The organism is Delftia sp. DT-2, from assembly GCF_028401915.1.
Classification (GTDB): domain Bacteria; phylum Pseudomonadota; class Gammaproteobacteria; order Burkholderiales; family Burkholderiaceae_C; genus Comamonas; species Comamonas tsuruhatensis.
In genome coordinates, this window is sequence record NZ_JAQOTI010000016.1 from 98784 (window position 1) to 122781 (window position 23998).

Here is a 23998-nt window from a genome sequence, read left to right on the forward strand (position 1 = left end):
CCCCGCCACAAGGGCGTCCTGTAAGATCGCGGCCGCCGCCCGTACCGTGAGGTGCGGGCGGCGCGGTTGCCTCCGGGGCCGCTTCAAGTGCCGTCACGCCGGGCGCAAAAACCACGAAAAACCGCGCTCCGCCCCTTTAAAAACGGCAGATGGCCGCCAGTTGCAGCCATCGTCGCCGAAAAACCCGCAGCAGCCAGATCCTGGCAGCCCATGTGGGTCAGGGCTGACGCATACAATGCTCCGTTCTCCTGCGCGGGCCCGTGCATATCGGCGTGCGCAGCGACCCTTTTTCGACCTTCCAATCCTGGAGTCTTGCCCGTGTTTATTTCTTCCGCTTTTGCCCAGACCGCACCCGCAGCAGCAGCCTCCGGTGGCGACTTCATGTCGCAGTTGATGGGCATGGCGCCTCTGGCGCTGATGTTCGTGGTGCTGTACTTCGTGATGATCCGTCCGCAGATGAAGCGCCAGAAGGAGCATCGCTCCATGATCGAGGCACTGGCCAAGGGTGACGAAGTGGCAACGGCCGGCGGCATCATCGGCCGCGTGACGCGCATGTCCGAGCAATTCCTGCACATCGAGATCGCCTCGGGTGTGGAAGTCCAGATCCAGCGCAGCGCCGTCGTCCAGGTGCTGCCCAAGGACACGCTGAAGTAAGCGCTGTCCCTGTCTTGCGGGTGTGCGGACCGCGCAGGCGGCAGCACACCCTTTTGTGCGTTGCTGTCTACAAAGAGCGAAGAGCGCGATCATGAACCGATATCCGGTCTGGAAGTACGCGATCATCGTGATCGCGCTGCTGGTAGGGGTGCTCTACACCCTGCCCAATTTTTTCGGTGAGGCGCCTGCGGTGCAGGTCTCCTCGGCCAAGGCCACCATCAAGGTGGACAACGCCGTGCTGCAGAAAGTCGAAGAGGCCTTGAAGGCTGCCGATGTCAAGCCCGACGTCCTGTCCATCGAAGGCACCTCGGTGCGCGCGCGCTTCAACACGCCCGACGAGCAGCTCAAGGCCAAGGACGTGATCCAGAAGGCCCTGATCCCCGATGCCAACGACCCGGCCTACATCGTGGCCCTGAACCTGGTGTCGCGCTCGCCGCAATGGCTCACGGCCGTCGGCGCCAAGCCCATGTACCTGGGGCTGGATCTGCGCGGTGGCGTGCACTTCATGCTGCAGGTGGACATGGCCGCCGCCCTGACCAAGAAGGCCGACTCCTTTGCCGGCGACCTGCGCAGCTCGCTGCGCGACAAGAACATCCGCCACGGCGGCGTCTCGCGCAACGGCAACACCGTCGAGATCCGCGTGCGCGACGAAGCCATGCTCACGGCCGCGCGCAACCTGGTCTCCGACCAGTTCCCCGATCTGGCGGCCACCTCCGAGCCGGATGGCGCAGGCTTCAAGCTGCTGGCCTCCATCAAGCCCGAAGCCCTGCGCAAGGTGCAGGAGCAGGCGCTCAAGCAGAACATCGTCACCCTGCACAACCGTATCAACGAGCTGGGCGTGGCCGAGCCCGTGATCCAGCAGCAGGGCCTGGACCGCATCATCGTGCAACTGCCCGGCGTGCAGGACACGGCCAAGGCCAAGGACATCCTGGGCCGCACGGCCACGCTGGAAGTGCGCCTGGTCGACGAATCCTCCGAGGCGCGCGGCGCTGAACTGGGTTCGGGCCCCGTGCCCTTCGGCTCCGAGCGCTACCTGGACCGCAACGCCCAGGCCGTGATCGTGCAAAAGCAGGTCGTGCTGACCGGCGAGAACCTCACCGACGCACAGCCCGGCTTCGACAGCCAGACCCAGGAGCCCACGGTCAACCTGGTGCTGGATGCCAAGGGCGCACGCATCTTCAAGGACATCACGCGCGAGAACGTGGGCAAGCGCATGGCCATCATCCTGTTCGAAAAGGGCAAGGGCGAGGTCGTGACAGCTCCCGTGATCCGCACCGAGATCGGCGGCGGACGCGTGCAGATCTCGGGCCGCATGACCACGGCGGAAGCCAACGACACGGCCCTGCTGCTGCGCGCCGGCTCGCTGGCCGCGCCCATGGAGATCATCGAGGAATACACCATCGGCCCCAGCCTGGGCGCCGACAACATCAACCGCGGCATCCACTCCGTGGTCTGGGGCCTGGTGGCCATCGCGGCCTTCATGTGCGTGTACTACCTGCTGTTCGGCGTGATCTCCACGGTGGCCCTGTCGGTCAACGTGCTGCTGCTGCTGGCCATCCTGTCCATGCTGCAGGCCACGCTGACCCTGCCCGGCATCGCCGCCATGGCGCTGGCGCTGGGCGTGGCCATCGACTCCAACGTGCTGATCAACGAGCGCATCCGCGAGGAACTGCGCGGCGGCGCGTCGCCGCAGGCGGCCATCCATGCGGGCTACGAGAACGCATGGCACACCATCCTGGACTCGAACGTGACCACGCTGATCGCGGGCCTGGCGCTGCTGGCCTTCGGCTCCGGCCCGGTGCGCGGCTTCGCCGTGGTGCACTGCATCGGCATCCTGACCAGCATGTTCTCGGCCGTGTTCTTCTCGCGCGGCCTGGTCAACCTCTGGTACGGCCGCCGCAAGAAGCTCAAGAGCATTTCCATCGGCCAGGTCTGGAAGCCTGAAGACACCAGCCAGCTGCGCTCGGTGACGGCCAAGGGATCCAGCGTCGCCGATTCCGGCGCCAACAACTGAAAGGGGGAAGACCATGGAGTTCTTCCGCATCCGCAAAGACATCCCCTTCATGAAGTACGCGTTGATCCTCAACGCGGTGTCCTTCATCACCTTCGCGCTGGCCGTGTTCTTCCTGCTCACCCGCGGCCTGCACCTGTCCGTGGAATTCACGGGCGGCACCGTGATGGAGGTGGCCTATACCCAGCCCGCCAACATCGCCAAGGTGCGCGACACGGTCGCCGGCCTCGGCTACGCCGATGTCACGGTGCAGAACTTCGGCACATCGCGCGACGTGATGATCCGCCTGCCCGTGCAAAAGGACGTGACCTCGGCCCAGCAAAGCGAGCAAGTACTCACGGCACTCAAGAAGGAAGACGCCGAAGTCACGCTGCGCCGCACCGAGTTCGTGGGCCCGCAGGTGGGTGACGAGCTCATGCACAACGGCCTGATGGCCCTGGGCTTCGTGGTGCTGGGCATCGTGATCTACCTGGCCATGCGCTTCGAGTGGAAGTTCGGCGTGGCCGCCGTGATCGCCAACCTGCACGACGTGATCATCATCCTGGGCTTCTTCGCGTTCTTCCAATGGGAGTTCTCGCTGTCGGTGCTGGCCGGCGTGCTGGCCGTGCTGGGCTACTCGGTCAACGAGTCGGTCGTGATCTTCGACCGTATCCGCGAAGCCTTCCGCAAGTTCCGCAAGCTCAGCACCACCGAGGTGATCGACCACGCCATCACCAGCACCATGAGCCGCACCATCATCACCCACGCCTCCACCGAGGCCATGGTGCTGTCCATGTTCTTCTTCGGCGGTCCCAGCCTGCACTACTTCGCGCTGGCGCTGACCATCGGCATCCTGTTCGGCATCTATTCCTCGGTCTTCGTGGCCGCCGCCATCGCCATGTGGCTGGGCGTCAAGCGCGAGGATCTGATCAAGGCGCCCAAGGCTTCCACGGACCCCAACGACCCCAACGCCGGCGCCACCGTGTAAGCGGATGTTTTAGCCCTGGACCGGCTTACACTCCCGGGCATGCCCTCCCTGCCCCACCCTTCCAACGCGCCTGCTGGCCCCCAGTCCTCCCTGGGCCAGCAGGCGCGTTTGCATTGGGTGCGAGGACTGTGCAAGGGCCTGCCCGGCGTGGCCCAGCAGCTGCTGGCGCAGATGGAGCAACAGGCCCATGCCGTGGGCACGCAGCGCGAAATGCAGGAGCGGCGTGAAGCCTGGGGCAACTACCGCCAGCACCAGAACGCCTGGCTGAACGCCAGCATGCAGGCCCTGCAAGGCGCGCTGCAGCCGGCCAAAGCCGCGCCTGCCGCCGTGCCGCAGCGCGGCGCGCTGCAGTTCGAGTTGCTCAGCGACGATGTGGTGGAGAACAAGATCCTGGCCTCCCGCATGGCCCTGGCCATGGGAGAGACCGCAGCGCCGGCCTTCGACACGCTGCGTCTGCGCATGCAGTTCATCGAGGGCCGCGAGCTGCCCTCGGACGATATCCTGCGCACCGAAACCGTGTGCCGGCACCTGGTCGAGCAATGGCTGGCCACGGGCCTGCAGCGCGGTGATCTGCAGCGCGTGCTGGACCTGCTGCAGACGGCCCTGGCGCCCGTGCTGGTGACCGAGTACCAGGCCGCCCATGTGCTGCTGGACGGCCAGGGCGTCACCCGCTCACAGGACGTGGCCATGCGCGTGCGGCGCACCGAGGCAGGCAACTCCACGCGCGCCATGGGCCTGGGCCAGACCGCCGCGCCACCTGCTGCGGCATCGCAGCATGCCACTGCATCACAGCATTCCTCGGCCTATGCGCCCACGCAGATGGGCGGCGTGCCCGGCGCTGCCGCCTACCCGCCCGACACTGCGGCGCCCCCCCATGGCCAGATGCCGGCGATGCCCGCCATGCCCGTAGGCCTGACAACCCTTTCGCGCGCACGCCACCGCGCCCAGGAAGTCGTGGGCCAGTTGCGCCGCCTGCTCATGCAGCCGGGCGTGGGCGTGCAGGGCCTGGTGCCCGGTGTGGGCGCAGGCATGCCCCAGGCGCCCGCATCGGCCGCGCTGACCCAGGCCTTGCTGGAGCAGCGCGTGGTGGCCCAGACGCAGTACCAGCAGATGCTGGCCCAGGGCCTGACCACGCTGCACATCGATGTCAGCCCGGCTGCCATCGGCCAGTTGGTCGGGCAGGTGCGCGAACGTTCGGCCGACCTCAAGCGCAAGGCCACCACCTCGGGCGAAAAGGCCACCATCGAGATCGTGGCCCTGATGTTCCAGGCCATCCTGACCGAGGACCGCATCCCGCCCTCGGTGCGCGTCTGGTTTGCCCGGCTGCAGGTGCCCGTGCTGCGCGTGGCACTGGCCGAGCCGGAATTCTTCAGCAACCTGCGCCATCCGGCCCGGCTGCTGATCGACCGCCTGGGCTCCTGCGTGATGGGATTCGACGCCTCCAGCATCAGCGGCAGCGCGCTGGAGTCCGAGATCCGGCGCATCGTCCAGGTCATCGAGCAATACCCCGAAACGGGCCAGAAAGTGTTCGTGCTGGTGCTGCGCGAGTTCGAGGATTTCCTGGCGCGCTACCTGACCCAGTCGCAGGACAAGGCCAAGATCGTCACCGTGGCCCAGCAGGTGGAGCAAAAGGAAACCCTGGCCATCCAATACACGATCGAGCTGCGCCACCTGCTCACCGACATGCCGGTGCGCAAGGAGATCCGCGAGTTCCTGTTCAAGACCTGGACCGAGGTGCTGGCCCTGGCCGCCGTGCGCCACGGCGCCAAGGACGCGCGCACCATGCGCTTCAAGCAGGCCGCCAGCGAACTGGTCTGGGCCGCCAGCGCCAAGCCCACGCGCCAGGAACGCTCGCGCGTGATCCAGACGCTGCCGACGCTTTTGCAGACCCTGCGCGAAGGACTGGCCCTGATCGGTGTCACGGGCGACGCCCAGTCCACGCGCATCAAGCTGGTCACCGACACGCTGGCCGAGGCCTTTGTCTCCAAGACCGCGACCATCGCCCCGGCCCGCATCGAGGCCATGGCGCAGCGGCTGGCCCATCTGGAGCAGTACATCAATGAAGACGGCATGCTCGACGAGGACATGCCGCTGTCGCCCGAGAACATCGAGATGATCCTGGGCGTGGACACGGCCGGCCTCAACGTCATCCCGAGCACGAACACGGCCGTGGAGCCGGTGATGCTGGAATGGGCGGCCTCTCTGGAGACGGGCCGCTGGTTCACCCTGGACCACAACGGCGCGCGCATCCAGGTGCAATACACCTGGCGCAGCCGCCGCAAGCAACTGCACCTGTTCGCCGCGCTCGATGGCACCTGCCACCTGCTGCAGCTGCGGCGCATGGCCTCCTACCTGCAGTCCGGCCTGCTGGCCGTGCATGACGAGGAGGCGCTCACCGTGCGCGCGACGCGGGATGCGCTGCAGAAGATTCAGGCGAACCCTGAAAGGCTAAGCTCCCCCTGAGGCACGGCGCCTCTCTACCCGCTTCGCGGGGGAGGGGGACGATGCCCTCGGCTAGGCGCCCCCACCGCGAGGCGGCTCTTGCTCGGCATCTCCCGCTTGGGGATGCGCCAGTTTTTGAGATCAGGCCTGGGCCAGGCGCTGGAACAGGCCGCCGGGCAGGCGTTCCACGCGGCCGTCCAGTTCCAGCTCCAGCAGGCGGGCCTGCAGGGCTGAGGCGTCCATGCCTGTGCGGTCCATGAGCTCGTCCAGCGACAGCGGGTCGTGGGCCAGGGCGCGCAGGGTGGCGTCGCTCTCAGGGTCCTGGGCGGACTGGAAAGCTGCCGCTGCCGATACAGGCTTGGGAAGCGGCAGGGGCGTGGTCGTGCCCTGCAGCTCATCGAGCACGTCCTGCGCCGTTTCCACGAGCTTGGCGCCCTGGCGCAACAGCGCATGGCAGCCGCGCGACTGGGGCGCGTGGATGGAGCCAGGAATGGCAAAGACTTCGCGGCCCTGTTCGCTGGCCAGCCTGGCCGTGATCAGCGAGCCCGACTGCAGGGCCGCCTCAACCACCAGCGTGCCCTGGGACAGGCCCGCAATGATGCGATTGCGCTGTGGAAAGTGCGCGGCCATGGGGCCGGTGCCCAGCGGATATTCGCTGACGATCAGCCCGTGGCTGGCCACTTCGCGGGCCAGGGCGGCATGGCGCCGCGGGTAGACCTGGTCCAGGCCCGTGCCGACGACGGCAATGGTGATGGGAGCACCCAGCCCGCCCAGGCGTGGCGCCGCGCGCAGCGCGCCTTCATGGGCCGCGCCATCCACGCCCTGCGCCAGTCCGGAGACGATGCACAGGCCGGCCTCGGCCAGCGCCTGCGCCATGGCACGCGCGTTGGCCGCGCCCTGGACCGTCGGCCCGCGGCTGCCCACCATGGCCAGGGATTGGGGATAGGGGAACCAGGGCGCCGGCCCTGCCATGCAGCGCTCGCTGCCCTGCACATGCAGCAGCAGTGGCGGATCTTCGGTCTGCAGCAGCGCCTGCGGATACTGGGGATGGCCCAGCACGAGCACGGCATGCAACTGCCCGGAAGCGGGCTGGTCCAGCCATTGCGCCGTGGCCGCCACAAGCTGCTCCAGGCGCTGGGGCACCGTCTGCAGGGCATGGGCCTGAGCGGCGGTCACCAGTCCGTGCCAGGCGGACGGCGGGCCGCTCCAGATGTCCTGCGCACCACCGCAGGCCGCCAACAGACGCCGGGCCGTGGTGCGGCCCACGCCGGGCGTCAGCAGCAGCCGGAGCCAGGCAGAGAGTTCGTCAGGAGCCAACCGGTCCGTGGACTGCAGGGCGGCCGCCATGGCGCTGCCGGCAGGCCGTGGTGGCTCAAGGAGCCGGCGAGGTCAGGCTGTCGCCGACCTCGACACCGCGCCGCGCCTCCATGATCAGCGCGTAGGAGACGCGATCGAAGGTCCGGAACACCATGGCATGGCCGTTGTGTTCGTCGGGCAGTTGCACCTCTTCCTTTTTCTCGCCCGTCTTGTCCACGATGCGTGCGCCGCGGCGTATCAGCTCCAGCACCGTGCCCACGTCCATGCCGTCCTGCGTGCCCTTGTTGATGGCAATGACCTGGTTGTTGGCCGCCCAGCGCACGGCCTGATCACCGTACAGGGAAACCACATGGGCCTTCACTGCCTGTTGCGGCGCGTGGGGCGCGTAGTTCATGTAGGTGCGCTCGGGCGCGGGCAGCAGGCGGTCGCCGGCGCGCATTTCGGTCTTGGAACGCGACAGGTCCACCGTGGCGGGAGAGTTCTGCTGGTGCTTTTCGCCCTTGCTGTCGACGATCTCCAGCGTGGTCTCGCCCTCGATGAGATCGGCCAGGCCCAGGTACTTGGCCTCATAGCCCAGCACCTCGCCGGAGATGGGATCCTTGAGCGCCACGGCATCGCGGAAGACGCGGTACTGGCGCGGCAGGCCGTCGCCCTTGCGCAGCGGCGCCTCGGCGGTGCCGCGTGCATAGGCGCGGTCGCCGCTGGCCATGAGCACGCGCTCGTCCGTGGTGGCGATCAGGCGTGGCGCGCGCAGCAGCGTTTCCGCATCGACGACCAGGGGCTCGGCCAGGAAGGGCTCGATCAGATGGGGCTGCAGCGTGGGCAGGGCCGCCTGGGCCAGGGATTCGCTGCGCGTGCTCGGAGTGATGCGGACCACGCCGGGCTCGCCGCCATCGCCCATGGGGCGGGCCGTGCTCAGGCGGGCGTAGCCGTCACGCTTGTCCAGGTACAGCACCTGGCCCGGATAGATGAGATGGGGGTTGGCGATGGCCTGCATGTTCATGCCCCACAGCTCGGGCCAGCGCCAGGGACGGCGCAGGAACATGCCGGAGATGCCCCACAGCGTGTCGCCGCGCTTGACGGTGTAGCTGTCGGGCGCATCGGGCGCCAGCTCACCCACGGGAACGCCCTGCTGCGCCACCTGCTGGGCTGCCGAGCGCTGCGATGGCGTCACCGGATACTGCTGCGCGTGGGCCGCCGCACACGCGGCGATCAGGGCCGAGGCAACAGTCCAGGTACGAGCTGTGGCGAATGCAGTCATGGAATTCCTCTTCTTGTGTCTGACACAGCGTCCCTCCTAGGCACTGCGGCACGGCCGATCTTGTCATGAACGGCCATACAGGTCTTACAAATCAGCAAAGATTCTGCGTGCAAGGCCATGAGAGGGCAACGCTTATTGCGTCGTCCCGCTGCGCCCAGGCAGAAAAGTGGCGAAAATAACGACATTCACCGACCACGCCATGTCCATTCTGCCCATTCTTTGCTATCCCGACCCCCGCCTGCACACCGTCGCCAAGCCGGTCGCCAAGGTCGATGACCGCATTCGCCAACTGGTGCAGGACATGTACGCCACCATGTATGACGCCCAGGGCGTGGGACTGGCCGCCACCCAGGTGAATGTGCATGAACGCGTGGTCGTGGTCGATGTCTCCGAAGGCCGCGACGAGCCCTTTGCGCTGATCAACCCCGAGCTGCTCTGGGCCAGCGACGAGAAGCAATTGGGCGAGGAAGGCTGTCTGTCCGTGCCCGGCATCTACGACGGTGTCGAACGCTCCACGGCCATCAAGGTCAAGGCGCTGGACGAGAACGGCAACGAACGCATCATCGAGGCCGAAGGCTTCAAGGCCATCTGCATCCAGCACGAGATGGACCACCTGATGGGCAAGGTCTTCGTCGAATACCTGTCGCCGCTCAAGCGCAACCGCATCAAGACCAAGCTGCTCAAGCAGCAGAAACAGGCAGAACGCGCATGACCCGCCTGCCAGCGCCTCGCTTCATGCCGCGCTGGAAGATGGACGGCGCGGGCCTCGTTGCCTGGGCGCTGCTGGCCCTGTCCCTGCTGCTGGTCGGCTGCACCGTACCCGAGTGGCAAAAGCCCGGCACGCCACGGGCCGACATCGAGCGCTCCATGGGCCGCCCGACCCTGAGCCTGCCGCTGGACGGCGGCGGCACGCGCCTGGTCTACAGCTGGCAGCCTGCAGGCCAGCAGGTCTATCACATGGATTTCGACGCCAGCCAGCGCCTGGTGCGCGTGGAGCAGGCGCTCACCATCGAACGCTTCCACGCCCTGCGCAATGGCGAGGACACCCGGGAAAGCGTACGCCAGCTCTTCGGCCCGCCTGCGCTGATCGAGAGGGTCTACAGTTTCAACGGCGACATCTGGACCTACCGTATCCTGGAAAATGGCATTCGCCGCCAGGCCCATGTGCATATCGACCCCGCCGGCGTGGTGCGCCGCGTGATGTTCACCGACGAAGTGTTCAATGACGACGATCGGCGTTGAGCCTGCACACCGTCCCCACCGTCCCTACTGGATTGCATGAGAGTCATTTTTGCCGGCACGCCCGAGTTCGCGCGCGTTGCCCTTGAACGCCTGCTCGCCGCGGGCTTCACCGTTCCCCTGGTGCTGACCCAGCCCGACCGTCCTGCCGGGCGCGGCATGAAGCTGCAGGCCTCGCCCGTCAAGCAGTGCGCGCTGGAGCATGGCATTGCCGTGGCCCAGCCGCGCAGCCTGCGCCTGGACGGCAAATACCCCGAAGAGGCCGCCGCCGCCCGCGCCGCCATCGAAGCGGCCCAGGCCGATGTCATGGTCGTGGCCGCCTACGGGCTGATCCTGCCGCAGTGGGTGCTCGATACGCCCCCGCGCGGCTGCCTGAACATCCACGCCAGCCTGCTGCCGCGCTGGCGCGGCGCCGCGCCCATCCACCGCGCCATCGAGGCCGGCGATGCCGAGACCGGCGTCACCATCATGCAGATGGATGCGGGCCTGGACACGGGCGACATGTGCCTGATCGAGCGCCTGCCCATCACCGCCGACGACACCACGGCCAGCCTGCACGACAAGCTGGCCGACCTGGGCGGGCGCCTTATCGTCGAGGCGCTGGAGATGAGCGCCTGCGGCGGCCTGCCGCGCACGCCCCAGCCTGCCGAGGGCGTGAACTACGCGCACAAGATCGAAAAGGCCGAAAGCCAGATCGACTGGCATCAGGATGCCGAGGCCATTGCCCGGCGCCTGCGCGCCTTCAATCCCTTCCCGGGCGGCGCCACGCAGTACGGCGATGAATCCATCAAGGTCTGGGAGGCTCACGCCGACCCCGCCGCCGTGGCGGCGGCAGTGCCCGGCACCGTGCTGTCCGCAGGCGCCGACGGCGTGCGCGTGGCCTGCGGCCAGGGCGTGCTGTGCATGACGCTGCTGCAGCGCGCGGGCGGCAAGCGGCTGGCGGCAGGCGATTTCCTGCGCGGCTTCGATCTGCCTGAAGGAGCCATCCTGGACGGTGCTGCCAGCGGCGGCACGCCATGAACCTGCAGCCCCTGGTGGAACGCGCACGCGGCATTGCGCGCGATCCCGCCTTCATGACCGGCGTGCGCGACATGTCGGGCACGGCGCTGGGCATAGGCGCCTGGGGCCTGGTCACGGGCGTGGCCATGATCAAGAGCGGCATGTCCCTGCCCCTGGCGCTGTTCATGGGCCTGCTGGTCTATGCCGGCAGTGCCCAGCTGGCGGTGCTTCCGCTGATGGCCGTGGGCGCGCCCATGTGGGTGGTCTGGTTCACGGCCATCTGCGTGAACCTGCGCTTCGTCATCCTCAGCAGCATGTGGCGCAGCTACTTTGCCCACCTGCGCCTGCGCCACCGCCTGGCCATCGCCTATTTCAGCGGCGACGTGATCTTCGTGGGCTTCATGAAGCGCTACCCCGATGCCCGGCCCCAGCCCGAGCAGCTGCCCTATTTCTGGGGCGCCGCATCGACCAACTGGCTGGCCTGGCAGATCCCGTCCACGCTGGGCATCCTGCTGGCCGACCAGGTGCCCCTGTCCTGGGGCCTGGGCTTTGCGGGCGTGCTGGCCCTGATGGGCGTGCTGCTGTCCATGCTCAACGACCGTGCCACCTGGGTGGCAGGCGTGGTTGCGGCCAGCGCGGCCGTGGCGGCCTTTGCGCTGCCGCTCAAGCTCAATATCCTCGTGGCCATCGCTGCAGCCGTGGCCGCAGGCCTGCTGGCGGAATCGCTGCAGCAGCGCCTGCGCGCACTGCAGGCGCCTGAAAAAGAGGAGCCAGGCCCGGTGATTCTCCCGCCCGATACAGCCCATGGCGAGCGCCATGCCCGGCTGCCGCTGGACGAAGACGTCCGACCCGTGGAAACAACCAAGGAAAAGGAAACGCTCTGATGGATCTGTCCTGGCTGTGGCCCTGGCTGGCCTGCGTGGGCCTGGCGGCCATCACGCTGTTCACACGCGCCTTCTTCCTGATTCCCGAGCGCGAGGTGCCCTTGCCGCAATGGCTCAAGCGCGGCCTCAAGTACGCGCCGCTGGCGGCCCTGGCGGCCGTGATTGCGCCCGAGATCGTGATGACCAACGGCCGGCTGATCTCCACCGTGGTCGATGCGCGCCTGCCGGCCCTGGCTTGCGCGGTCATGTATTTTTTTTACAAGCGCAGCATCATGGGAACGATCGCGCTTGGCATGGCGGTCTATCTGCCACTGCATATCGGCCTGGGCTGGTAGGCGCAGCGCGGCCCAGAGCGACCGAGAGCGCCCGGCTGCCCGGCTGAAACCGGATTACAGGCGCTCCCGATGCCCCGGATCGCCGGTGCGCCCGCCCGCTGCCGGGGCGGGCACGCCGCCTACAATGGCCGCGCTTTACCTCTTTTTCGTTTCAATTCCATGGCGATCGCCACCGATCGCAACGCCGCCGTCATGAACATTCTCCGTTTCTCCGATCTGTGCGCCCAGGGCAAGGCCCAGGGCCAGCGCGTCTTCATCCGCGCCGACCTCAACGTGCCCCTGAACGATGCTGGCGAGATCACCGAGGACACGCGCGTGCGCGCCTCCGTGCCCGCCATCGAGATGGCACTGAAGGCCGGCGCCGCCGTAATGGTGACCAGCCACCTGGGCCGCCCCACCGAAGGCGAGTTCAAGCCCGCCGATTCGCTGGCGCCCGTGGCCCGCCGCCTGGGCGAGCTGCTGGGCCGCGAAGTGCCCCTGGTCGCCGACTGGGTGGACGGCGTGCAGGTGGCGCCCGGCCAGGTCGTGCTGCTGGAGAACTGCCGCGTGAACGTGGGCGAGAAGAAGAACAAGGAAGAACTGGCCCGCAAGCTGGCCGCGCTGTGCGACATCTTCGTGCACGACGCCTTCGGCACTGCCCACCGTGCCGAGGGAACCACCTACGGCATCGCCCAGTTCGCGCCCATTGCCTGCGCGGGACCGCTGCTGTCGGCCGAGATCGACGCCATCACCAAGGCCCTGGCCAATCCGCGCCGCCCGCTGGCCGCCATCGTGGCCGGCTCCAAGGTGTCGACCAAGCTGACCATCCTGCAGTCGCTGGCCAAGAACGTGGACCAGCTCATCGTGGGCGGCGGCATTGCCAACACCTTCATGCTGGCGGCGGGCCTGAAGATCGGCAAGAGCCTGGCCGAGGCCGACCTGGTCGGCGAGGCCCGCGCCGTGATCGACGCCATGGCCGCACGCGGCGCCGAGGTGCCGATTCCCACCGACGTGGTGGTCTCCAAGACCTTCGCGGCCGACGCGCCCGCCACCGTCAAGAAGGCCACCGAAGTGGCTGACGACGACATGATCCTGGACATCGGCCCCGAGACCGCCGCCCGCCTGGCCGAGCAACTGCGCAAGGCCGGCACCATCGTCTGGAACGGCCCCATGGGCGTGTTCGAGTTCGACCAGTTCGCCAACGGCACCAAGGTCGTGGCCCAGGCGATTGCCGAGTCCGACGCCTTCAGCATCGCCGGTGGCGGCGACACCCTGGCCGCCATCGCCAAGTACGGCATCGAGGACAAGGTCGGCTACATCTCCACGGGCGGCGGCGCCTTCCTGGAAGTGCTGGAAGGCAAGACCCTGCCTGCCTTCGAGATCCTGCAAAAGCGCGCCAACGGCTGAGCACGGCAACATCCGGATACGGGGCACTTTCTTGTCAGTGCCTCGCGGCGAAGCCACAATCGACACTTTGCGCAGCTGCAGCAATCCGCCGCAGCGCGCCCCCGCACCGAGGAGAAATCCATGCGATCGTTCAAATCCGCCGGCGGCCTGGCCCTGGCGGGCCTCTGCCTGGCCCTGGCGGGCTGCGTCAATGCACCGATGACCAGCTACTTCGAAGCCACGGCCCAGCCCAAGATCGGCGCTGCCGGCCACTGGGACTCCGTGGCCAACGATGTCGTCGCCAAGACGCTGGAGACACTGCAAAAGACCGGCATCGAGCGCACCACGCCGGTCCACGTGGCCCTGCCGGCCGAGCCCAGCCCGTTCGACAAGGGTTTTCGTGAGCTGATCATCACCAAGCTCGTGCAAAGCGGCGTGACCGTCATGCTGCAGCCGGCCCAGGCCCAGCTGCAGGTGAGCTACGGCGCCCAGGTCGTGCGCCACGGCAAGCGCCTGCCCAACCCCGAACTCGTGCTGACGACGACGGTGGTGCGCAACAACCAGTACCTGGCGCGCAAGACCGACGTCTACTACCTCGAAAAGAGCGACGCCGTGCTGTTCACGGCCGAGGACGAGCGCCCCGAATTCCCCACCAAGAACCTGAAGGTGGTGGGCCAATGACGCTGCGCACGCCCCTCCTGCCGGCCGCGCTGGCTGCGGCGGCCCTGCTGTCCGCCTGCGCCGTGCCCGCCCCCGCGCCTTCGCCCGAGTTCTCGGCCGCACGCCGTGGCGAGCCCACCTACCAGTCGGCCGCAGCCAACCCCTTCATCGCCAGCAGCCGCGCTGCCGTGGACGAGCTGGTCAAGGGCCTGAACACCGAGGAACTGGGCGAGGCGCCCGTGCTCGTGGCCACCGTGGTCAACGTCAACGACCTGACGCGCTCGGCCCCGCTGGGCCGCACGCTCAGCGAGCTGTACGCCTCCCAGCTGTCCGCCAAGGGCTACAACGTCAAGGAGCTGAAGCTGCGCGGCGATGTGTACGTCAAGGAAGGCACGGGCGAGCTGCTGCTGTCGCGCGAGATCAAGGACATCGCCCGCAACCACAATGCAGCCCTGGTCCTGGTGGGCACGTACTCGGCGGCTGCCAAGTACACCTATGTGAGCCTCAAGCTGGTTCGCACCGACGACAGCCGCATCGTGCGCAGCCACGACTACGCGCTGCCCAACAACATCGACATCCAGCGCCTGCTGGGCGCCCCGGCCACGGCGCAACGCTGAGGCCCTGCAGCCTGAATGCGCCCGCGTGCGCAGTCAGGCTGCGTCTTCTTCTCCCGACCTTCCCCTGCTTGCCCTCAGCGGCCGCGCGCCGGCCACAGCACCGAGGCGATGGCCACCACCATCAGCGCCACGGCCGTCCAGTCCTGCCAGTGCAGCACCTCGCCCAGCCACCAGGCGCCGCTGAACACACCCAGCACGGGGATCATCATCACGCTCAGCGTGGACGCCACGGGCGGCAGGCTGCGCGCCAGGAAGAACCAGACCGTCTGGCCAAAGCCCAGCACCAGCACGCCGTTGAAGACGATGGCGCCCGTGGCCTGGGCATCGGGCCAGTGCCACAGGTGGCGCTCGAAGACGAAGGCCAGCACCGTGAGCGTCAGCGCGGTCAGCGCCACCATCCACAGCGTCATCGTCAGCAGGGGCACGGGCACCTCGGCGCGGCGCAGCTTCTGCGTGCCGAAGGCCCAGCTCAGCGCGGCGGCCAGCATCAGGCCCACGCCGATGGGGCGGCTGCCCAGGGCGCCGACCTCGTGCCACAGCAGCAGGAGCACGCCCGCCAAGGCCGCCGCCACACCCGCCCAGGCACGCGGCGCCAGCCGGTCATGGAAGAACAGGCTGCCCACCACGGCCGAGAAGATGGGCATGGTGTAGCCCAGGATGGCCGCCCGCCCGCTGGACAGCATGGGGATGGCAATGATGATCAGGCTGTTCCACAGCACCATGTTGAACAGCGTCAGCTGCGCCAGCCGGGGCCAACAGGCGCGCGGCACGGCCAGCGGCAGGCGGCGCCAGACCACGAAGGCCGCCAGGATGGGCAGCCCCACCCACATCGAGGCCATGCGGAAACTCAGCGGCGGGAAATGCTGCACGCCCAGCTTCATCACCGGCCAATTGATGCCCCAGATCAGGGTCAGCGCGATCAGCAAAAGGATTTGTCGGGCGGTGAAGGCAGGCATAGGCCGCCGATTGTGCCCATGGGCCGCCAAACCCGCTGGATGCCCGGCGACAGGCCCCGGGAAGGGCCGATCGCTAAAATCGCGCCCCATGACCTTTCTCGACATGCTGCGCAATGCCACCGCCCAGAACCAATCCATGCTGTGCGTGGGCCTGGACCCCGAACCCAGCCGCTTTCCTGCGGCCATGCGCGGCGATGCAAGCAAAATCTACGAATTCTGCGCCGCCATCGTCGAGGCCACGGCCGACCTGGTGAACTCCTTCAAGCCCCAGATCGCCTACTTCGCGGCCCACCGCGCCGAAGACCAGCTGGAAAAGCTCATGGCCCACATGCGCGCCGTCGCGCCCCATGTGCCCATCATCCTGGACGCCAAGCGCGGCGACATCGGCTCCACCGCCGAGCAGTACGCCAAGGAAGCCTTCGAGCGCTATGGCGCCGACGCCGTGACCCTGTCGCCCTTCATGGGCTTCGACTCCATCACGCCCTACCTGCAGTACGAGGGCAAGGGCGCCTTCCTGCTGTGCCGCACCTCCAACCCCGGCGGCGACGACCTGCAGGCGCAGCGCCTGGCCGACCTGCCGGGCCAGCCCCACCTGTTCGAGCATGTGGCGCGCCTGGCGCAAGGCCCCTGGAACACCAACGGCCAGCTCGGCCTGGTGGTGGGCGCCACGCGCCCGCAGGAGATCGAGCGCGTGCGTGAATTCGCGCCCTCGCTGCCGCTGCTGATTCCCGGCGTGGGTGCCCAGGGGGGCGATGCCGTGGCCACGGTCAAGGCGGCGCGCATCGGCGGCGGCCCCATCATCATCAATTCCTCGCGTGCGGTGCTCTATGCATCGCAGGGCGACGACTTCGCTGCCGCCGCGCGCACCGCCGCCCAGGCCACGCGCCAGACGCTGCAAGACGCAGCCGCTGCCTGAGACGGCAGGGAAGCCCGGCCATGCAAGGCAAATGGCTGGAAGACTTCCTGCTGCTGGCCCAGGAGCGCAGCTTCACGCGCGCGGCCGAGCTGCGCCATGTCACCCATCCGGCCTTCGGGCGTCGCATCCGCGCGCTGGAGGCCTGGGCCGGCACGCCCCTGGTCGAGCCCGGCGGCGGCCCCGTGCGGCTGACGCCGGCCGGCGAAGCCTTCCGCGATACGGCCGAGCAACTGGTGCGCACGCTGGCCCAGTCGCACGATGAACTGCAGGCCGTGGCCGGGCGCCAGGCCCGCGTGATCACCCTGGCCACGGGGCGCACGCTGGCGCGCACCATCGTGGCCGACTGGCTGACGCGCCACGGCAGCGTGCTGCAGACGGCCGAGCTGCGCGTGGTCACGCGCACGCTGGACGAGACCGTGGCCATGCTGCAGCGCGGCGAAGTCAGCTTCACGCTGGTCTACCACCACGCCGCCATTGGCGTGCGCCTGGACGGCCGCCAGTTCAGCTACCTGACGGTGATGCAGGACAGGCTGGTGCCCGTGGCCCGCGCCGATGCCCGGGGCCGCCCGCTGTACGAGCTGTCGGCCAGCCACCAGTCCGTCGCTCCCGTGCCCTACCTCGCCTTCTCCCACAGCATGGCCCTGGGCCGCCTTGTGGAAGACCACCTGGCCCGGCATCCGCTGGCGCCGCGCCTGCGCCGCTGCGTGGACTGCGACTCGGCCGACGCCCACTACGAATACGTGCTGCGCGGCCTGGGCCTGGCCTGGATGCCGTGGTCCATGGTGCGCGGCGACTGCCAGGCCGGCCGCCTGGCCGTGGCCGGCGACCCGGGCCTGGAAGTGCACTTCGACGTGCGCCTGTACCGTCCCAAGCGCCACCTGGGTCCTGCAGCCGAGCAGTTCTGGAGCGACATCACGGGCGCCTGACGGGTGCATGCATGCGCCCTCCTGGTGCAAACCCGCACCGGGCTGTGGAACAAGCGGGTTTTGGTGCTGCAATGGCTCCACCTCGTGCCGAATCAGCACCAAATGCCTGGGTAGTCCTTCGCACAATCAATCTCATACATTTCAGGAATAACCCCATGCCCAGCAACTCCCTCCTGCGCCGCACCGCCCTGGCCTGCGGCCTGCTGATCGCCGCCACCGGCAGCGCCTTCGCCGACGACGCCGCCAGCTACCCCAACCGTGCCATCACCATGATCGTGGGCTACCCCGCCGGCGGCAGCACCGACCTGGTGGGCCGCTTCGTGGCCGATGGCCTGGCCTCGCGCCTGGGCCAGCCCGTGGTGGTGGAGAACCTGGGAGGAGCCGGCGGCGCCATCGGCGCGCAAAAGGCCGTCAAGGCCACGCCCGACGGCTACACGCTGTTCGTGGGTGCCAACAACGAGCTGGCCATCGCCCGGCTGATCAACAAGAGCATCAAGTACTCCATCGGCGACTTCACGCCCATCGGCATGATCGGCTCCCAGCCCATGGTGCTGGTGGCCTCGCAGAAGGCCGGCGTGAAGACCGCCGCCGAGTTCAGCGCCCTGGTGGCCAAGAACCCGGGCAAGTTCAGCTACGGCAGCTCGGGCGTGGGCACGGCACTGCACCTGGCCGGCGAGATGGTCAAGGAGCAGGGCAAGCTGCACATGACCCACATCCCCTACCGTGGCGTGGCGCCCCTGACCACGGACCTGGTGGGCAACAACATCGAGTTCGGCATGTTCGTGCTGTCCTCGGGCCTGCCCCAGATCCGCGCGGGCAAGGTCATCGCCCTGGGCACGACGGAGGCCAAGCGCTCGGCCATCACGCCCGACATCCCGGCCCTGTCCGAGCTGCCCCAGTACAAGAACGTGGACATCAACGTCTGGTTCGCGCTGATGGCGCCCAAGGGCCTGCCCGCACCCGTGGCCGCCAAGGTCAAGAAGGCGCTGGACGAGACCATGGCCTCGCCCGAGTTCCGCAAGAAGATGGAAGAGTCGGGCTCGGTCGTGGCCGATCCCAAGACCGATGCCGGCAAGTACATCAACGCCGAGATCGCCAAGTACACCAAGATCGTCCAATTCGCCCACATCGAGAACTGAGCCAGCCATGGACGCTTTGCGATTTGACCTTCCCCTGCCCGACCTGAGCGCCTGGCGCGCAGGCAATACCGGTACCGAGGGCGTGTGGCAATTCGACTCGGGACGCCCGGGCCGCCACGTGATGATTTCCGCGCTGGTGCACGGCAACGAGATCTGCGGCGCCTGGGCCGTGTCCGGGCTGCTTCAGGCCCTGCACAACGGCCTGGCGCTGGACAACGGCCGCCTGACCCTGGTGCTGGCCAACCTCGATGCCTTCGACCGCTTCGACGCGGCCAGCCACGATGCCTCGCGCTTCGTGGACGAGGACATGAACCGCCAGTGGATAGACGCACGCATCGACGAGGGCAGCACCCGCGAACGCCGCCGCGCCGCCGCGCTGCGCCCCTTCGTGCAGCAGGCCGACTGGCTGCTGGACCTGCATTCCATGCACGAGCCCTCGGCCCCGCTGCTGCTGACCGGCATGCAGCCGCGCAACCGCGATCTGGCACGCCAGATGGGCGCGCCGGCGAACATCGTCGTGGATGCCGGCCACAAGGACGGCACGCGGCTGCGCGACTACGGGCGCTTCGGCCTGCCCGACGCCGAGGCCGGCGACTCGCGCTCGCTCCTGATCGAATGCGGCTTCCACGGCGATCTGGCCAGCCGCGACGTGGCGCACGACCAATGCCTGCGCTTCCTCGAAGTGGCCGCCATCTTCGACAACGGCGCGCTGCACGCCGCCCTGCCCGGCTGGAAGCAGGCCGACGCACCGGCCCAGTGGGCGCTGGAAGTCACGGCGCCCGTGGTGGCCAAGAGCAGCGGCTTTCGCTTCACGGCGCCGTTCACGGGGCTGGAGCGTTTCGAGAAGGCCGGCACGGTGATCGGCGACAACGATGGCGAGCCGGTGATCACGCCCTATGGCGACTGCGTGCTGGTCATGCCCTCGGTGCGCCAGGCGCGTGCGGGCGTGACCGTGGTGCGCTTTGCGCGGCGCTCGCCGCTCTGAGCGGCACGCTTCAACCGAACCTCAGCCGCGCTGGCAGCGCGCAGGCGACAGCCGTTCAGGCTGCACGCCCTGCGCGGCCAGGCGTGCATCCAGCGGCTCGCCACGCAGCAGGTTGCGCGCCAGCAGGCTGTAGCCGAAGGCGCTCTGTATGCCGTAGCCGCCCTGGGCGGCCACCCAGAAAAAGCCCGGCAGCGGCACGGGGGAGGCATCCCAGCCAATGGCCATCTCGCCGTCGGCCACGAAGCTGCGCAGCCCGGCCCAGGTGTGGGAGGGGCGGCGAATCTGCAGCGTGGTCACTTCCTCGATGCGCCAGATGCCCGTGGCCACGTCCAGTTCCTCGGGCGCCACGTCCTGCGGCGCCACGGGGTCGGCGTTGGCGGGCGAGCCCAGCAGCTGGCCTGCATCGGGCTTGAAGTAAAAGCCCTCGTCGGCGCTGATCACGGCGGGCCAGTGCGCGGCGTCCATGCCTTCGGGCACGGCAAAGGTGAAGGCACTGCGCCGCTTGGGCACCAGGCCGATGGGCGCTGCGCCCGCCAGTGCGCCCAGCGCATCGGACCAGGCGCCGGCCGCGTTGACCACGCAGCGCGCGCGCACCTGGCTGCCGTCGGCCAGGTCCACGGTCCAGACACCGCCGTCCTGCGCCAGCGCGCGGACCTCGGCGCTGCAGCGCAGCTCGCCGCCGCACTGGCGCAGGCCGCGCAGGAATCCCTGGTACAGGCCATGCACGTCGATGTCGCGCGCGCCGTCGTCCGCAAAGCCATCGACCAGCAGCGCGGTATTCAGGCAGGGCACCAGGGCCTTGAGTTCATCGGGGCCCAGGCGCCGCGCCTGGGGCGAGTGCAGGAGCGCCTCGGCATGGGCGGCATCGAGCAGGTCCTTCTGCGCGGCCGTGCCCACATAGAGCACGCCGCGCGGCGCCAGGATGGGCGCCTGCACAAAGCCCTGCGGCGGCTGCTCGTAGAAGGCGCGGCTGGCGCGCGTCAGCGCCTGGACCTGCAGCGGGCCATAGTGCTCCTCATACAGCGCGGCCGAGCGGCCCGTGCTGTGGTAGCCGGGCTGGGATTCGCGCTCCAGCACCAGCACCGAGGCGCCGCCATCGCGCGCCAGCTGCCAGGCCACCGAGGCACCGGCCATGCCCGCGCCCACCACCACGAAATCAAGGATGCTGCTGTCCATGGCCGGCCTCACTGTGCTTTCCGGCGACCAGCCTTGGCCGCTGCAGGAGCCGACACCGACGCTGCCTCCAGATAGGGCCGCAGATAGCGCCCCGTATGGCTGGCCGGGTTGGCCGCCACGTCCTCGGGCGTGCCCGTGGCCACCACCTGGCCTCCGCCCGAGCCGCCTTCGGGGCCCATGTCGATGATCCAGTCGGCCGTCTTGATCACGTCCAGGTTGTGTTCGATGACCACGATGGTGTTGCCCGCATCGCGCAGCTGCTGCAGCACCTTGAGCAGCAGGGCGATGTCGGCGAAGTGCAGGCCCGTCGTGGGCTCGTCCAGGATGTAGAGCGTGCGCCCCGTGTCGCGCTTGGACAGTTCCTGGGCCAGCTTGACGCGCTGCGCCTCGCCGCCCGACAGCGTGGTCGCGCTCTGGCCCAGCCGGATATAGGACAGGCCCACGTCCAGCAGGGTCTGCAGCTTGCGGGCGATGGTGGGCACGTCCTTGAAGAAGGCATGGGCGTCCTCCACCGTCATCTCCAGGATCTGGGAGATGTTGCGGCCCTTCCACTGCACCTCCAGCGTCTCGCGGTTGTAGCGCTGGCCGTTGCAGATGTCGCAGGGCACATAGACATCGGGCAGGAAGTGCATCTCCACCTTGACCACGCCGTCGCCCTGGCAGGCCTCGCAGCGGCCACCGGCCACGTTGAAGGAGAAGCGCCCGGGGCCGTAGCCGCGCTCCTTGGCGGTGTTGGTCTCGGCCATCAGGTCGCGGATGGGCGTGAACAGGCCCGTGTAGGTGGCCGGGTTGCTGCGCGGCGTGCGGCCTATGGGCGACTGGTCCACATTGATGACCTTGTCGAAATAGCCCATGCCGATGATGTCGTCGTGCGGCGCGGCCTCGCCGCCGGCACGGTGGATCTGGCGCGCGGCCTCGGTATAGAGCGTGTCGTTGACCAGGGTGCTCTTGCCCGAGCCCGAGACGCCGGTCACGCAGGTCAGCAGGCCCACGGGAAAGTCCGCCGTCACGCCCTTGAGGTTGTGGCCGCGTGCGCCCACCACGCGCAGGGCCTGCAGTTGCGGCGCGCCGGGCGCGGTTGCGTTGTCGGGATTGGCGGGGGGCTGCTGGGTGCGGGCCGGGAAGCCCTTGGCCGCTGGCCGGGCCTCGCCCTCGGCCGTTGCCTCCAGCACGGGTTGCCAGGGCGTGCGCCGCGCAGGCACTTCGATGCGCTGGGTGCCCGCCAGGTAGCGGCCCGTAGGTGAATCGGGGTTGGCGCGCACCTCTTCGTAGCTGCCCTGGGCCATGACGCGGCCGCCATGCACGCCCGCGCCGGGCCCCAGGTCGATGATCTGGTCGGCCGCGCGCATCATGTCCTCGTCGTGCTCGACCACGATGACGCTGTTGCCGATGTCGCGCAGGTGCTGCAGCGTGCCGATGAGCTTGTCGTTGTCGCGCTGGTGCAATCCGATGCTGGGCTCGTCCAGCACATACATCACGCCCGTCAGGCCGCTGCCGATCTGGCTGGCCAGGCGGATGCGCTGGGCCTCGCCGCCCGACAGCGTGTCGGCCCCGCGCTCCAGGCTCAGGTAGCTCAGGCCCACGTCGTTGAGGAACAGCAGGCGCGAGGCGATCTCGCGCACCACCTTGCCCGCGATCTCGGCCTTGGCGCCCGACAGCTGCAGGGACGCGCACCAGGCATGGGCCTCGGCCAGCGTGGCGTGGCCCACCTCGTAGATGGCGCGGGCCTGCTCGCCCTCGCCGATGCGCACGAAGCGCGCCTCGCGGCGCAGCCGCGTGCCGCCGCAGTCGGGGCAGACGGCGACGCTGCGCAGCCGCGCCAGGTCGTCGCGCACCACGCTGGACTCGGTCTCGCGCCAGCGCCGCGTGATGTTGGGGATGATGCCCTCGAAGGGATGGCTCTTGACCAGGGTCTCGCCCTTGCGCGCGCCGCTGTCGAAGACATAGGTGAAGGGCATTTCCTCCTCGCCCGAGCCCCACAGCATCACGTTGCGCACCTTCTCGGGCAGCTCCTCGAAGGGCAGCTCCACATCGGTGCCGTAGTGGCGCGCCACGCTCTCCAGCATGGAGAAGTAGTAGCCGTTGCGCCGGTCCCAGCCCTTGACGGCGCCGCTGGCCAGGCTCAGCGTGGGAAAGGCCACCACGCGCTCGGGATCGAAGGACTCCGTGCAGCCCAGGCCGTCGCAGCCCGGGCAGGCGCCCATGGGCGAGTTGAACGAGAACAGGCGCGGCTCCAGCTCGGGCAGCGAATAGCTGCACAGCGGGCAGGCGAACTTGGCGCTGAAGAGGTGTTCCTTGCCGCTGTCCATCTCCAGGGCGATCACGCGGCCGCCGGCGTCGGCGCCACCCGCGCGCAGGGCGGCCTCGAAGCTCTCGGCCAGGCGCTGCTGGGCGTCGGCGCGCACCTTGAGGCGGTCGATCACCACGTCGATGTCGTGGCGCTCGTTCTTCTCCAGCGCGGGCAGGGAATGGGACTCGTGGATCTTGCCGTCGATGCGAAAGCGCACATAGCCCTGGGCCTGCATCTGCGCGAACAGCTCGGCGAACTCGCCCTTCTTGTTGCGCGCCAGCGGCCCCAGCACCATGAGGCGCGTGTCCTCGGGCAGGGCCAGGGCCGCATCCACCATCTGGCTGATGGTCTGGGACTGCAGCGGCAGGTTGTGGTCGGGGCAGTAGGGCGTGCCGGCGCGTGCGAACAGCAGGCGCAGGTAGTCGTTGATCTCGGTCACCGTGCCCACGGTGGAGCGCGGGTTGTGGCTGGTGGCCTTCTGCTCGATGCTGATGGCGGGCGACAGGCCCTCGATCAGGTCCACATCGGGCTTGTCCAGCCGCCCCAGGAACTGGCGCGCATAGGCCGACAGGCTCTCCACATAGCGGCGCTGGCCCTCGGCGTACAGGGTGTCGAAGGCCAGGCTGGACTTGCCCGAGCCCGACAGCCCGGTGATCACCACCAGCCGGTTGCGCGGAATGTCCAGGTCGATGTTCTTGAGGTTGTGCGTGCGCGCACCGCGGATGGCGATGCGTGACTGCGCCAGCGCCTGGCCGAGGTAGCGGCCGTCGGGCTGGGAGCGGGAGTCGGCGGCCCGGTCCAGGCCGCCGTCTTCGGAAATCGTGTGGGAACCAGGCATCGGGAAAACCCCTGCGAAGGC

The 23998-nt window shown here is 68.6% G+C and carries 21 protein-coding genes; 16 read left to right on the forward strand and 5 right to left on the reverse strand.

Annotated elements, in window-relative coordinates:
* The first annotated feature begins 318 nt into the window (after positions 1 to 318).
* From yajC to PO605_RS25325, 4 genes are all read left to right on the forward strand, one after another.
* Positions 319 to 654: a preprotein translocase subunit YajC gene (yajC, locus tag PO605_RS25310; RefSeq protein ID WP_016449366.1), complete on the forward strand. Its 336-nt coding sequence runs from the start codon at positions 319 to 321 to the stop codon at positions 652 to 654.
* Between the two features lie 91 nt (positions 655 to 745).
* A complete protein-coding gene (gene secD / locus PO605_RS25315; protein WP_016454252.1) occupies positions 746 to 2668 on the forward strand; it encodes a protein translocase subunit SecD in 1923 nt (640 codons plus the stop codon).
* A 13-nt stretch (positions 2669 to 2681) separates the two neighbouring features.
* Positions 2682 to 3632, forward strand: coding sequence for a protein translocase subunit SecF (gene secF / locus PO605_RS25320; RefSeq protein ID WP_016449364.1), 951 nt, complete (start codon positions 2682 to 2684; stop codon positions 3630 to 3632).
* Between the two features lie 39 nt (positions 3633 to 3671).
* Complete coding sequence (locus PO605_RS25325; RefSeq protein WP_047472841.1) at positions 3672 to 6095, forward strand: DUF1631 family protein; 2424 nt, start codon at positions 3672 to 3674, stop codon at positions 6093 to 6095.
* A gap of 120 nt (positions 6096 to 6215) precedes the next feature.
* Here PO605_RS25325 and dprA read toward each other — a convergent pair whose 3' ends face one another.
* Positions 6216 to 7421, reverse strand: a complete 1206-nt coding sequence (dprA, locus tag PO605_RS25330) for a DNA-processing protein DprA (protein ID WP_047472840.1) — start codon at positions 7419 to 7421, stop codon at positions 6216 to 6218.
* A gap of 25 nt (positions 7422 to 7446) precedes the next feature.
* A complete protein-coding gene (locus PO605_RS25335) occupies positions 7447 to 8652 on the reverse strand; it encodes a LysM peptidoglycan-binding domain-containing protein (RefSeq protein WP_047472839.1) in 1206 nt (401 codons plus the stop codon).
* Positions 8653 to 8851: 199 nt separating this feature from the next.
* On the opposite strand from PO605_RS25335, the gene def reads away from it, so the two are divergent.
* The 8 genes from def to PO605_RS25375 all read left to right on the forward strand — a co-directional run bounded on the left by def (position 8852) and on the right by PO605_RS25375 (position 14751).
* Positions 8852 to 9364 (forward strand): peptide deformylase, encoded by a 513-nt coding sequence (gene def / locus PO605_RS25340; RefSeq protein WP_016449360.1) that lies wholly within the window; start codon positions 8852 to 8854, stop codon positions 9362 to 9364.
* Positions 9361 to 9894 (forward strand): membrane protein, encoded by a 534-nt coding sequence (locus PO605_RS25345; protein ID WP_034366210.1) that lies wholly within the window; start codon positions 9361 to 9363, stop codon positions 9892 to 9894. Before def ends, PO605_RS25345 begins: the two co-directional genes overlap by 4 nt.
* 36 nt (positions 9895 to 9930) lie before the next feature.
* Positions 9931 to 10911, forward strand: coding sequence for a methionyl-tRNA formyltransferase (gene fmt / locus PO605_RS25350; RefSeq protein WP_047472838.1), 981 nt, complete (start codon positions 9931 to 9933; stop codon positions 10909 to 10911).
* Positions 10908 to 11774 (forward strand): AzlC family ABC transporter permease, encoded by an 867-nt coding sequence (locus PO605_RS25355; protein WP_046986000.1) that lies wholly within the window; start codon positions 10908 to 10910, stop codon positions 11772 to 11774. Before fmt ends, PO605_RS25355 begins: the two co-directional genes overlap by 4 nt.
* Positions 11774 to 12109, forward strand: a complete 336-nt coding sequence (locus PO605_RS25360) for an AzlD domain-containing protein (RefSeq protein ID WP_012202761.1) — start codon at positions 11774 to 11776, stop codon at positions 12107 to 12109. The genes PO605_RS25355 and PO605_RS25360 overlap by 1 nt, the downstream gene beginning before the upstream one ends.
* Before the next feature lie 192 nt (positions 12110 to 12301).
* Positions 12302 to 13495: a phosphoglycerate kinase gene (locus PO605_RS25365; RefSeq protein WP_026062985.1), complete on the forward strand. Its 1194-nt coding sequence runs from the start codon at positions 12302 to 12304 to the stop codon at positions 13493 to 13495.
* 120 nt (positions 13496 to 13615) lie between these two features.
* Positions 13616 to 14155, forward strand: coding sequence for a hypothetical protein (locus PO605_RS25370; protein ID WP_016449355.1), 540 nt, complete (start codon positions 13616 to 13618; stop codon positions 14153 to 14155).
* The gene (locus PO605_RS25375) at positions 14152 to 14751 is read left to right on the forward strand and encodes a FlgO family outer membrane protein (protein WP_017407706.1); all 600 of its coding nucleotides are present in this window, start codon (positions 14152 to 14154) and stop codon (positions 14749 to 14751) included. The genes PO605_RS25370 and PO605_RS25375 overlap by 4 nt, the downstream gene beginning before the upstream one ends.
* Positions 14752 to 14825: 74 nt before the next feature.
* On the opposite strand, the gene PO605_RS25380 is transcribed toward PO605_RS25375, so the two are convergent.
* The gene (locus tag PO605_RS25380) at positions 14826 to 15707 is read right to left on the reverse strand and encodes a DMT family transporter (protein WP_047470587.1); all 882 of its coding nucleotides are present in this window, start codon (positions 15705 to 15707) and stop codon (positions 14826 to 14828) included.
* 88 nt (positions 15708 to 15795) lie between these two features.
* Between PO605_RS25380 and pyrF the strand changes: the two genes are divergently transcribed.
* The 4 genes from pyrF to PO605_RS25400 all read left to right on the forward strand — a co-directional run bounded on the left by pyrF (position 15796) and on the right by PO605_RS25400 (position 19673).
* Positions 15796 to 16623: an orotidine-5'-phosphate decarboxylase gene (pyrF, locus tag PO605_RS25385; protein ID WP_016449352.1), complete on the forward strand. Its 828-nt coding sequence runs from the start codon at positions 15796 to 15798 to the stop codon at positions 16621 to 16623.
* Positions 16624 to 16643: 20 nt separating this feature from the next.
* Positions 16644 to 17549 carry a LysR family transcriptional regulator gene (locus PO605_RS25390; protein WP_034366206.1) on the forward strand — a complete coding sequence of 302 codons (906 nt, stop codon included), beginning with the start codon at positions 16644 to 16646 and terminating at the stop codon, positions 17547 to 17549.
* Positions 17550 to 17704: 155 nt separating this feature from the next.
* Positions 17705 to 18688: a Bug family tripartite tricarboxylate transporter substrate binding protein gene (locus PO605_RS25395; RefSeq protein WP_016449351.1), complete on the forward strand. Its 984-nt coding sequence runs from the start codon at positions 17705 to 17707 to the stop codon at positions 18686 to 18688.
* A 7-nt stretch (positions 18689 to 18695) separates the two neighbouring features.
* Positions 18696 to 19673 (forward strand): succinylglutamate desuccinylase/aspartoacylase domain-containing protein, encoded by a 978-nt coding sequence (locus PO605_RS25400; RefSeq protein WP_016454260.1) that lies wholly within the window; start codon positions 18696 to 18698, stop codon positions 19671 to 19673.
* A gap of 21 nt (positions 19674 to 19694) precedes the next feature.
* Here PO605_RS25400 and PO605_RS25405 read toward each other — a convergent pair whose 3' ends face one another.
* Together PO605_RS25405 and uvrA are read right to left on the reverse strand one after the other, a co-directional pair.
* The gene (locus PO605_RS25405; RefSeq protein WP_272207050.1) at positions 19695 to 20849 is read right to left on the reverse strand and encodes an NAD(P)/FAD-dependent oxidoreductase; all 1155 of its coding nucleotides are present in this window, start codon (positions 20847 to 20849) and stop codon (positions 19695 to 19697) included.
* Between the two features lie 8 nt (positions 20850 to 20857).
* Complete coding sequence (uvrA, locus tag PO605_RS25410; protein ID WP_272207051.1) at positions 20858 to 23977, reverse strand: excinuclease ABC subunit UvrA; 3120 nt, start codon at positions 23975 to 23977, stop codon at positions 20858 to 20860.
* Between the last annotated feature and the right edge of the window lie 21 nt (positions 23978 to 23998).

What these genes read in the sequence shown, in the direction of transcription:
- secD (WP_016454252.1), top strand. Translation starts at nt 746, where the DNA reads ATGAACCGATATCCGGTCTGGAAGTACGCGATCATCGTGATCGCGCTG.
- secF (WP_016449364.1), top strand. Translation starts at nt 2,682, where the DNA reads ATGGAGTTCTTCCGCATCCGCAAAGACATCCCCTTCATGAAGTACGCG.
- PO605_RS25325 (WP_047472841.1), top strand. Translation starts at nt 3,672, where the DNA reads ATGCCCTCCCTGCCCCACCCTTCCAACGCGCCTGCTGGCCCCCAGTCC.
- dprA (WP_047472840.1), bottom strand. Translation starts at nt 7,421, where the DNA reads ATGGCGGCCGCCCTGCAGTCCACGGACCGGTTGGCTCCTGACGAACTC.
- PO605_RS25335 (WP_047472839.1), bottom strand. Translation starts at nt 8,652, where the DNA reads ATGACTGCATTCGCCACAGCTCGTACCTGGACTGTTGCCTCGGCCCTG.
- def (WP_016449360.1), top strand. Translation starts at nt 8,852, where the DNA reads ATGTCCATTCTGCCCATTCTTTGCTATCCCGACCCCCGCCTGCACACC.
- PO605_RS25345 (WP_034366210.1), top strand. Translation starts at nt 9,361, where the DNA reads ATGACCCGCCTGCCAGCGCCTCGCTTCATGCCGCGCTGGAAGATGGAC.
- fmt (WP_047472838.1), top strand. Translation starts at nt 9,931, where the DNA reads ATGAGAGTCATTTTTGCCGGCACGCCCGAGTTCGCGCGCGTTGCCCTT.
- PO605_RS25355 (WP_046986000.1), top strand. Translation starts at nt 10,908, where the DNA reads ATGAACCTGCAGCCCCTGGTGGAACGCGCACGCGGCATTGCGCGCGAT.
- PO605_RS25360 (WP_012202761.1), top strand. Translation starts at nt 11,774, where the DNA reads ATGGATCTGTCCTGGCTGTGGCCCTGGCTGGCCTGCGTGGGCCTGGCG.
- PO605_RS25365 (WP_026062985.1), top strand. Translation starts at nt 12,302, where the DNA reads ATGAACATTCTCCGTTTCTCCGATCTGTGCGCCCAGGGCAAGGCCCAG.
- PO605_RS25370 (WP_016449355.1), top strand. Translation starts at nt 13,616, where the DNA reads ATGCGATCGTTCAAATCCGCCGGCGGCCTGGCCCTGGCGGGCCTCTGC.
- PO605_RS25375 (WP_017407706.1), top strand. Translation starts at nt 14,152, where the DNA reads ATGACGCTGCGCACGCCCCTCCTGCCGGCCGCGCTGGCTGCGGCGGCC.
- PO605_RS25380 (WP_047470587.1), bottom strand. Translation starts at nt 15,707, where the DNA reads ATGCCTGCCTTCACCGCCCGACAAATCCTTTTGCTGATCGCGCTGACC.
- pyrF (WP_016449352.1), top strand. Translation starts at nt 15,796, where the DNA reads ATGACCTTTCTCGACATGCTGCGCAATGCCACCGCCCAGAACCAATCC.
- PO605_RS25390 (WP_034366206.1), top strand. Translation starts at nt 16,644, where the DNA reads ATGCAAGGCAAATGGCTGGAAGACTTCCTGCTGCTGGCCCAGGAGCGC.
- PO605_RS25395 (WP_016449351.1), top strand. Translation starts at nt 17,705, where the DNA reads ATGCCCAGCAACTCCCTCCTGCGCCGCACCGCCCTGGCCTGCGGCCTG.
- PO605_RS25400 (WP_016454260.1), top strand. Translation starts at nt 18,696, where the DNA reads ATGGACGCTTTGCGATTTGACCTTCCCCTGCCCGACCTGAGCGCCTGG.
- PO605_RS25405 (WP_272207050.1), bottom strand. Translation starts at nt 20,849, where the DNA reads ATGGACAGCAGCATCCTTGATTTCGTGGTGGTGGGCGCGGGCATGGCC.
- uvrA (WP_272207051.1), bottom strand. Translation starts at nt 23,977, where the DNA reads ATGCCTGGTTCCCACACGATTTCCGAAGACGGCGGCCTGGACCGGGCC.